This window comes from Streptomyces silaceus (genome assembly GCF_001419745.1).
GTDB lineage: Bacteria > Actinomycetota > Actinomycetes > Streptomycetales > Streptomycetaceae > Streptomyces > Streptomyces silaceus.
The window spans coordinates 1-10,908 of record NZ_LIRJ01000042.1 but is presented as its reverse complement, the minus strand read 5'-3'; the positions used below and the strand labels follow the sequence as shown (position 1 = coordinate 10,908).

Genomic DNA, 10,908 nt, shown 5'->3' with positions numbered 1-10,908 from the left:
GCGGTACGAACGGGCCGGCGCACGCCGGCGGAACCGCGCGCACGAGCGGCGAGCGGCAAGGCGTAAGGCGGCGAGACACACGAATGGGATCCACCATGGATGAGGACAAGACTCTCGACTACCTCAAGCGGGTCACCGCCGACCTGCACAAGGTCCGCGGCCGGCTGCGCGAGGTCGAGGACGCCGACCGGGAGCCCATCGCCATCGTGGGGATGAGCTGCCGGTTCCCCGGCGGCGTCGGCTCGCCCGAGCAGCTGTGGGACCTGGTGGTCCAGGGGGCCGACGGCGTCACGCCGTTCCCCGAGGACCGCGGCTGGGACCTGGCCGCGCTCTTCGAGGGCGGCCCCGGCCAGGAGGCGGGCTCGGCCACCCGCGCCGGCGGATTCCTGCACGACGCCCCCGACTTCGACGCGGACTTCTTCGGGATCTCGCCGCGCGAGGCGCTCGCCATGGACCCGCAGCAGCGGCTCCTCCTGGAGACCTCCTGGGAGGCCATCGAGCGCGCCGGCATCGACTCCCGGACGCTGCGCGGCAGCAGGACCGGTGTGTTCGTCGGCACCAACGGCCAGGACTACGCCACCCTGATGCTCGGCGACAACCAGTCCGAGCTGGCCGGCTTCATGGGCATCGGCAACGCCGCCAGCGTCGCCTCCGGCCGCATCGCCTACACCTTCGGCTTCGAGGGCCCCGCGCTCACCGTCGACACGGCCTGCTCGTCCTCGCTGGTCTCGCTGCACCTGGCCGCGCACGCGCTGCGCAAGGGCGAGTGCACGATGGCCCTGGCCGGTGGCGTGACGATCATGTCGACGCCCAGCATGTTCACCGAGTTCACCAAGCAGCAGGGCCTCGCCTCCGACGGCCGCGTCAAGGCGTTCGCCGCCGCGGCCGACGGCACCGCCTGGGGCGAGGGCGTCGGCGTGCTGCTCGTCGAGCGGCTCTCCGACGCGCGCCGCAACGGCCACCCGGTCCTCGCCGTGCTGCGCGGCTCCGCCGTCAACCAGGACGGCGCGTCCAACGGCCTCACCGCCCCCAACGGCCCGTCCCAGCAGCGCGTCATCCGCCAGGCCCTCGGCAACGCCCGCCTGTCCGCCGCCGAGGTCGACGTCGTCGAGGCGCACGGCACCGGCACGACGCTCGGCGACCCGATCGAGGCGCAGGCACTGCTCGCCACGTACGGCCAGGACCGTCCCGAGGACCGTCCGCTGCTGCTCGGCTCGGTGAAGTCCAACATCGGCCACACCGCGGCCGCCGCGGGTGTCGCGAGCGTCATCAAGACCGTCCTCGCCCTGCGCCACGGCGTCGTACCGCCCACCCTGAACGTCGACGAGCCCACCCCGCACGTCGACTGGACGGCCGGGGACGTCCGCCTGGTCACCGAGGCCACCGACTGGCCGCGGACCGGGCAGCCGCGCCGCGCCGGCATCTCCGCCTTCGGCGTGAGCGGCACCAACGCGCACGTCATCCTGGAAGAAGTCCCGGAAGAGGCCGCCGAGGCCGCGCCGTCCGCCGGAACCGGCGAGGCGCCCGCCGAGGCCCTCGTGCCGCTCGCCGCCGAGGGCGCCACCGTGCCGTGGGTCGTCTCCGGGCACAGCCCCCGCGCCCTGCGCGAACAGGCCGCCCGGCTGCGCGCGTTCGCCGCGGAGAGCGACGCGGACACCCTCGCGGTGGGCCGCTCGCTGGCCCTGCACCGCACCCCGCTGCGCCACCGCTCCGTCGTGCTGTCGGGGGAGCGGGACGGGCTCCTCGCCGGTCTCGACGCCGTCGCGGGACAGGAGACCTCCGCGCACGTCGTGACCGGCGAGGCGGCCTCCGCCGACGCCAAGGTCGTCTTCGTCTTCCCGGGCCAGGGTTCCCAGTGGGCCGGCATGGCCATCGAACTCATGGCCGCCTCGCCGGTGTTCGCCGAGGCCATGCGCGAGTGCGCCGACGCGCTCGCGCCCCACCTCGACTGGGACCCGCTGGAACTGCTGCGCAGCGGCGAGAAGCTGGAGCGCGACGACGCCGTCCAGCCCGTCCTGTGGTCGGTCATGGTCTCGCTCGCGCGCCTGTGGCGCTCCCTGGGCGTCGTGCCCGCCGCCGTCGTCGGCCACTCGCAGGGCGAGATCGCCGCCGCCTGCGCGGCCGGCGCGCTCTCCCTGGCCGACGGGGCCCGGCTCGTGGCGCTGCGCAGCCGGGTGTTCAACGAGCACCTGTCGGGCAAGGGCGCCATGTACGCGCTCTCGGCGACGCCCGAGCAGGCCGCCGCGCTCATCGGGGACCGGGCCGGGGTGTGGATCGCCTCGACCAACGGCCCCGAGTCCACCGTCGTCGCCGGTGACCTCGACGCGCTCGCCGAGGTCAACGCCGAGGCGGAGGCCGCGGGGCTGCGCCCGCGGAAGGTCGGCATCGAGTACGCCTCGCACACCCCGCACACCGAGCGGGTCCGCGACCAGCTCCTGGAGCTGGCCGCGCCGGTCGCGCCGCGCGCCGGACAGACCCCGCTGTACTCGACCGTCACCGCGGGGCCCGTGCCCGGCGAGACCCTCGACGCCGAGTACTGGTACCGCAACCTGCGCGAGCCGGTCCGCTTCCACGAGACCATCCAGCTCCTCCTGGACGAGGGCAACACCGCCTTCGTCGAGGTCAGCCCGCACCCGGTGCTCCTGACCGCCGTCCAGGACACCGTCGCGAACCAGCCCGCGGGCGCCCGCGAGGCCACCGTCACCGGCACCCTGCGCAGGAACGACGGCGGCACCCGGCGCCTTCTGACCTCGCTGGCCCAGCTGTGGACCGGCGGCGTGCACGTCGACTGGCAGGCCGTCCACGGCCCGGCCGACGCCGTCGACCTGCCCACCTACGCCTTCCAGCGCCGCCGCTTCTGGCTGTCGGGCTCCGGCGGCACGGCCGACGTGTCGGGCGCCGGACTCTCCCTGGTCGGCCACCCGCTCCTGGCGGCGGGCGTCGAGGCCGCCGACGGCGACCGCTACGCCCTCACCGGCCGGCTCTCCACCCGCACCCACCCCTGGCTCGCCGACCACCAGGTCCTCGGCCGCGTCCTCGTCCCCGGCACCGCGCTCGTCGAACTCGCCCTGCGCGCGGGCGAGTACGCGGGCTGCGGCCAGGTCGGCGAACTCATCCTGCAGAGCCCGCTCGCGCTGCCCGCCGAGGGGCCCGGCGTCGACGTCCAGGTCACCGTCGGCGAGCCCGACGAGACCGGCGGCCGCTCCGTGGGGATCTTCTCCCGCCCCGCCGACGGCAGCGACCAGGAGTGGACCGCGCACGCCACCGGCACCCTGACCGCGCAGCCCGCCGCCGCGCCCGCCGCCGAACAGGGCGTCTGGCCGCCGGCCGACGCCACCCCCGTGCCCGTCGAGGGCCTGTACGAGCGCCTCACCGAGTGGGGCTACGCCTACGGTCCCGTCTTCCAGGGCCTGCGCGGCCTGTGGCGGCGCGGCGGCGAACTGTTCGCCGAGGTCGCCCTCGACGAGCGGGGCGGCGCGGACGCCGGCCGGTTCGGCGTCCACCCGGCGCTCGTCGACGCCGCGCTGCACAGCCAGATCGCCACCGCCCTCGACCAGGACAGCGGCGTCGAGCCGAGGCTGCCGTTCTCCTTCGGCGGCGTACGCCTGCACGCCACCGGCGCCACCGCGGCACGCGTCCGGCTCACCCCGAACGGCGACAACGCGCTGACCCTGACCATGACCGACCCCGCCGGGCAGCCGCTGCTGACCGTCGACGAGCTGACCTCGCGTCCCGTGGCGGCCGCCGACGTGCGCGAACGCCCCCGCGTCGACGGGCTGTACCGCCTCGACTGGGCCGCGCTGCCCGAGGCCGAGGAGACCGTGCGCGCCCTCGCGGTGCTCGGCGCCGCGGACGACCTGCCCGACACGGCCGAGGTGAGCGGCCACTACGCCGGACTCACCGCGCTCCAGGAGGCCGTGCGCACCGGCGAGGAACTGCCGGACGTGGTCCTGCTGCCCGTGCCCGCGGGCACCGGCGACACCGTGGCCGCGACCCGCGAGGTGACCGGCGCCGTCCTGGAGGCCGTCCAGGCGTGGCTCGCCGCCGAGGAGGCCGAGGAGGCCTGCCTCGCGGTCGTCACCCGCGCGGGCGCCGCCGCCGTCCCCGGCGACAGCGTCGACCCCGTGCACGCCGCCGTGCGCGGCCTGGTCCGCTCGGCCTGCTCGGAGAACCCGGGCCGCGTCGTCCAGATCGACGTCGACGCCGACACCCGTTCGGCCGCCGCGCTGCCCGCCGCCGTGCGGGGCGCGGTCGCCGCGGGGGAGTCGGAGAGCGTGGTGCGCGCGGGCGATGCCCTGGTGCCCCGGCTCGCCCGCGTGGTCCCCGCCGACACGCTCACGCCGCCCGCCGAGGGCGCCTGGAGCCTCGACGTGGACGGCAGCGGCACCCTGGAGGGCCTGCGGCTCGTGCCGTGCCCGTCCGCCGAGGTGGCGCTCACCGAGGGCCAGGTGCGGGTCGAGGTACGCGCCACCGGCGTGAACTTCCGCGACGTGCTGCTCGCCCTCGGCGTGGTCGACGTCGCCGCGTCCTTCACCGAGATGGCCTTCGGCTCCGAGGGCGCCGGCTTCGTCACCGAGGTCGGGCCCGGCGTCACCGGCGTCGCCGTGGGCGACCGCGTCATGGGCCTGCTGTCCGGTGCGTACGCGGGACCGCTGGCCATCGCCGACGCCCGCACCGTCGCCCCGATCCCCACCGGCTGGTCGTTCGCCCAGGCCGCCGCCGTGCCCACGGTGTTCCTCACGGCCTACTACGCGCTGCAGGACCTGGCCCGCATCAAGGAGGGCGAGTCGCTGCTCGTGCACGCGGCGGCCGGCGGCGTCGGCATGGCCGCCGTGCAGCTCGCCCGGCACTGGGGCATCGAGGTGTACGCCACCGCCAGCGAGCCCAAGTGGCCCACGGTGCGCGCCTCCGGCATCCCCGCCGAGCGCCTCGCCTCCTCCCGCACCCTGGACTTCGCCGAGACGTTCCGCGCCGCCAGCGGCGGCCGTGGCGTCGACGTCGTCCTGAACTGCCTGGCCCGGGAGTTCACCGACGCCTCGCTCGACCTCCTGGTGCCCGAGGGCCGGTTCATCGAGATGGGCAAGACCGACATCCGCGAGCCGGAGGCCGTCGCCGCCTCCTGGCCCGGCACCTTCTACCGCTCCTTCGACCTCGGGGAGGCGGGCGCGGCGCGCATCGGCGAGATGCTCACCGACCTCGCCGGGCTCTTCGAGGAGGGCGTGCTCGCCCCGCTGCCGGTGACCACCTGGGACGCCCGCCGCGCCCCCGAGGCCTTCCGCTACCTCAGCCAGGCCCGGCACGTCGGCAAGGTCGCCCTCACCATCCCCACCGCGAAGCTGGACGGCACCGTCCTCGTGACCGGCGGCACCGGCGCCATCGGCGGCGCCGTCGCCCGCCACCTCGCCGCGACGCGGGGCGTCACGGACCTGGTCCTCACCAGCCGCCGCGGCCCCGAGGCGCCCGGCGCCGACGAGCTCGTCAAGGAGCTGGCCGAACTCGGCGCCACCGCCCGCGTGGTGGCCTGCGACACCGCCGAACGCGCCGACCTGGAAGCGCTGCTGGACGGCATCGCGGACCTGAAGGGTGTCGTGCACGCCGCCGGCGTCATCGACGACGGCGTGCTCACGGCGCTGACCCGCGAGCGGTTCGACACGGTGCTGCGGCCCAAGGTCGACGCCGCCTGGCACCTGCACGAGCTGACCCGCGGCAAGGACCTCGCGCTGTTCGCGCTGTTCTCCTCCGCCGCCGGCGTGTTCGGCGCGCCCGGACAGGCCAACTACGCCGCCGCCAACGCCTTCCTGGACGGTCTCGCGCAGCACCGCCGCCGCCTCGGACTGCCCGCGCAGTCCCTGTCGTGGGGGCTGTGGGCCCAGGCCAGCGGGATCACCGGCGAGCTCGACAAGACCGACCTCGACCGGATGGCCCGTACCGGCGTACGCGCCCTGTCCACCGCCGACGGACTCGCCCTGTTCGACGCCGCCACCGGGGACAACCACACGCACACCGTGCCCGTGCAGCTCGACCCCACGCGGTTCACCGGCGCCGTCCCGCCGCTGCTGCGCGGCCTGGTCAAGGCCCCGGCCCGGCCGACCGCGTCCGCCGCCGCACCGGCGGCGGGCACCGCGGGCGGCGGACTGACCGAGCGCCTGGCCCAGCTGTCGCCGCAGGAGGCCGAGGAGCTGCTCACCGAGGAGGTGCGCCGCCAGGCCGCCGTCGTCCTCGGCCACGACGACACCGAGACCGTGGGCGCGCAGCGGCCGTTCAAGACGCTCGGCTTCGACTCGCTCACCACCGTCGAGCTGCGCAACCGCCTCAACTCCGCCACCGGACTGCGCCTCCCGGTCACGCTGCTGTTCGACCACCCCACGCCCGCGGCCGTGGCGGCGCACCTCAAGCAGCAGCTGCTCCCCGAGGTCGACGCCGCCGACCTGGCCGCGAGCCAGCTCGGCAAGCTGGAGGCGCTGCTCGCCGAGGTGGCCGAGGACGACCCGGCGCGCGCCAACCTCACCGTGCGGCTGCGCGCCGTCCTGGCGAAGTGGACCGAGGGCGAGGGCTCCGCCGACTCGGTCGACCTGACCGACGCCACCGACGCCGAACTGTTCGAGCTCATGGACAACAAGCCATGGTCCAGCTGACCGGCAGGCGGGCGACCCCGCTGCCATGTGAACCCACCTGCTGACTGCATTTGTTGGATCGGAAGAGGATTGGATGTCGAACGAGCAGAAGCTCCGCGAGTACCTGAAGCAGGCGGTTGCCGACGCCCGCGACTCCTACGCACGGCTGCGCGCCGTGGAGGAGGCCGCCCGTGAGCCGCTCGCCGTCGTCGGCATGAGCTGCCGGTTCCCCGGCGGGGTGCAGACCCCCGAGGACCTGTGGCAGCTGGTCGCCGAGGGGCGCGCGGGCATCGCGGACTTCCCCGCGGACCGCGGCTGGGACCTGGGGGCCCTCTACGACCCGGACGGGCTGCGCCCGCGCAGCTCGTACATCCGCAAGGGCGGATTCATCGACGGCGCCGCCGACTTCGACGCGGAGTTCTTCGAGATATCCCCACGCGAGGCCCTCGCGATGGACCCGCAGCAGCGGGTCCTCCTGGAGGCCTCCTGGGAGGCGTTCGAGCGGGCCGGGATCGACCCGGGCACGCTGCGCGGCGAGAGCGCGGGGGTCTTCGTCGGCGGTGTCCTGTCCGGGTACGGGGGGAACGTGGGCAACACGCAGGACAGCGAGGGCTACCTCCTGACCGGCAACGCCTCCAGCATCTTCTCCGGCCGCATCTCCTACACGTACGGGTTCGAGGGACCCGCCGTCACCGTCGACACCGCCTGCTCGTCCTCGCTGACCGCGCTGCACCTGGCGGCGCAGTCGCTGCGCAACAAGGAGAGCTCGCTGGCCCTGGTGGGCGGCGTGATGGTGATGTCGACCCCGGCCGCGTTCACCGAGTTCAGCAAGCAGCGCGGGCTGTCCCAGGACGGCCTGTGCAAGGCGTTCGCTGCTTCCGCCGACGGCACCGCGTGGGGCGAGGGCGTCGGCGTGCTGCTCGTCGAGCGGCTCTCCGACGCGCGCCGCAACGGCCACCGCGTCCTCGCGGTCATCAAGGGCTCGGCGGTCAACCAGGACGGCGCGTCCAACGGTCTGACGGCGCCCAACGGCCCGTCCCAGCAGCGCGTCATCCGTCAGGCCCTCGCCAACGCCGGGCTCTCCCCGGCCGACGTCGACGCCCTGGAGGCGCACGGCACCGGCACGACGCTCGGTGACCCGATCGAGGCGCAGGCGCTGCTGGCGACGTACGGCCAGGACCGTCCCGAGGACCGTCCGCTGCTGCTCGGCTCGGTGAAGTCCAACATCGGGCACACCCAGTCGGCGGCCGGCATCGCGGGCGTCATCAAGATGGTGCTCGCCCTCCAGCACGGCGTCGTACCCCCGACCCTGCACGTCGACGAGCCCACCCCGCACGTCGACTGGACGGCCGGCGCCGTCGAGCTCGTCACCGAGCCCGTGGCCTGGCCCGAGACGGGCCGCCCGCGCCGGGCCGCCGTCTCCTCGTTCGGCATCAGCGGCACCAACGCCCACGTCATCCTCGAACAGGCCCCCGAGGCCGAGGAGCCGGACACCGAGGCTCCCGCAGCCGACGCCGGGGGAGCCGCGCCGGTCCTCACCGGCGTCGTACCGCCCTGGCCGCTGTCCGCCAAGAACGAGGCCGCGCTGTACGACCAGGCCGCACGGCTGCGCACCTTCGTCGGCGCGGCGGGCGACACCGCCGCCCCCGACGCGGACGCCGTCGCCGCCGCGCTGGTGCGCACCCGCGCCGCCTTCACGCAGCGCGCCGTCGTCTTCGGCGACGAGCGCGCCGGAGCGCTGACCGCCCTCGCCGACGGCACGGCGGACGCCCCCGGCCTGGTGCACGGCACCGCCCGCGCCGGCGCCAAGGTCGCGTTCGTCTTCCCCGGCCAGGGCGCCCAGTGGGTCGGCATGGCCACCGGACTGATCACGTCCTCGCCCGTCTTCGCCGAGGCCATGGGCGCCTGCGCCGACGCGCTGGCGCCGCACACCGACTGGCGGCTCCTCGACGTCCTCGGCGACGAGCAGGCCCTCAAGCGCGTCGACGTCGTGCAGCCCGCGCTGTGGGCCGTCATGGTCTCCCTCGCCAAGGTGTGGCAGGCCGCGGGCGTCACCCCCGACGTCGTGGCGGGCCACTCGCAGGGCGAGATCGCCGCCGCCTGCGCCGCCGGCATCCTCTCCCTGGAGGACGGGGCGCGCCTGGTCGCGCTGCGCAGCCGCACCATCGCCGAGGACCTCGCGGGCCAGGGCGGCATGGTCTCCCTCGCCGCCTCCGCCGAGCGCACCGCCGAACTCCTCGGCGAGCGCGAGGGCGTGTGGGTCGCCGCCGTCAACGGCCCCGGCGCCACCGTCGTCGCGGGCGCCCCCGAGGTGCTCGCCGAGGTCTCCGAGGCCGCCGAGGCCGCGGGCGTCCGCGCCCGCACCATTCCGGTCGACTACGCCTCGCACACCCCGCACGTCGAGGGCATCCGTGCCCGGCTCCTGGAGGTCGCCGAGCCGGTCGCGCCGCGCGCCGGAACCGTGCCCATGCACTCGTCGGTGACGGTGGAGCCACTCGGCGACACCGAGGCCGACGCCCAGTACTGGTACCGGAACCTGCGTCGGCCCGTGCGGTTCGCCGAGACGGTCGCCGCGCTGCTCGACCGGGGCATCGACACGTTCGTCGAGATCAGCCCGCACCCGGTGCTCGCCCCCGCCATCGAGGACGTCGCCGCCGCCGCGGGCCGCGCCGACGTGGTGGTCTCCGGCACCCTGCGCCGCGACCAGGACGAGAGCACCGCGCTGACCCGCGCCGCCGCCGCGCTGTGGACCCGCGGCGTCCCCGTCTCCTGGGGCGCCTTCCTGGACACCCCGGCCGCGACCGCCGCCCTGGCCGACTCCGCCGAGCTGCCGACGTACCCCTTCCAGCGGCGCCGCTTCTGGATGGAGGGACCGGCCGCCACCGGCGACGCCGCCGGCATCGGCCTCGACCCCGTCGCGCACCCGCTGCTCGCCGCCGCCACCGTGCCCGCCGAGTCCGGCACGACCGTCCTCACCGGGCGCCTCTCGCTGCCCACCCACCCCTGGCTGGCCGACCACGCCCTCCTGGAGACCGTGCTCCTGCCGGGCACCGCCTTCCTCGAACTCGCGCTCGCCGCGGGCCGCGAGACCGGCTGCGCCCGCGTCCAGGAACTCACCCTGGAGCGGCCCCTCACCCTCACCCAGGACATCGGCGTCACCGTCCAGGTCCAGGTCTTCGAGGCCGACGAGAACGGCGCGCGCGGCGCGGCCGTCTACTCCCGCGCCGGCACGGCGGACCAGGACGAGCCCGCCGAGTGGATCCGCCACGCCACCGCCACGCTCACGGCCGAAGAGCCCCGGGACGGCGCCGAGTTCGGCGACCTCCGGGGCGCGTGGCCGCCCGCCGGCGCCACCTCCGTCGAGATGGGTGACTTCTACGACGCGCTGTTCGAGCGCGGCTACGAGTACGGCCCCGCCTTCCAGGGCCTGCAGTCCGTCTGGCGGCGCGGCGACGACGTGTTCGCCGAGGTCGCCCTCCCCGAGGAGGCGAGTGCCGAGGAGTTCCTCGTCCACCCGGCGCTCCTCGACGCCGCCCTCCACGCCATGGGCCTGGGCGGGCTGTTCGGCGACGAGGGCACGCTACGCCTGCCGTTCGCCTGGTCCGGCGTGCAGAGCTGGAGCGACGGCGCCACCGCGCTGCGCGTCCAGCTGACCGCGGCGGGCGAGGACGGCGTACGGCTGCGCGCCACCGACACCTCGGGCGCGCCCGTCGCCTCCGTGGACGAGCTGGTCCTGCGCCCGCTGTCCGCCGCCGACGTGCGCACCGTCCCCACCCGCTCGCTGTACGTCCCGCGCTGGGACGCCTGGCAGCCCGCGCACACCGACGCGCCCCGCACCGCCTTCTGGCACCCGGGCGCCCCGCTCGCCGAAGTCCTCTCGGGAGAGCCCGAGTTGGTGCTGCTCGACTGCACCGCTCAGGCTGTGCCCGACGGCGCCGACGTCCCGGCCGAGGCCCACGCGCTGACCGGTGCCGTGCTGGCCCGCGTCCAGGAGTGGCTCGCCCAGGAGGCGCCCGCCCAGGCGCGCCTGGCCGTCCTGACGCGCGGCGCCGTCGGCATCGCGCCCGAGGAGCTGCCCGACCCGGCGCAGGCCGCCGTGCGCGGTCTGCTGCGCTCCGCCCAGTCCGAACACCCGGACCGTTTCCTGCTGGTGGACACCGACGGCGAGCCCGCCGGCGTGCCCGCCCCCGTCCTCGCCGCCGCCGTGGCCGAGGGCGAGCCGGAGGCCGCCCTGCGCGGCGACACCGTGTTCGTCCCGCGCCTGGCCCGCCCCGACACCGCCGCCTCCGGCGCC

Annotated in this window: 2 protein-coding genes; both read left to right on the top strand. The window is 75.8% G+C overall.

The genetic code is table 11. The features are described 5' to 3' along the window. Positions 1–95: 95 nt before the first annotated feature. On the top strand, positions 96–6,635 hold the full coding sequence (locus AOK22_RS04950) for a type I polyketide synthase (RefSeq protein WP_055697322.1): 6,540 nt from the start codon (positions 96–98) through the stop codon (positions 6,633–6,635). A gap of 103 nt (positions 6,636–6,738) precedes the next feature. Next, a partial coding sequence (locus AOK22_RS43670) for a type I polyketide synthase (RefSeq protein WP_425264002.1) occupies positions 6,739–10,908 on the top strand: 4,170 nt, incomplete at its 3' end.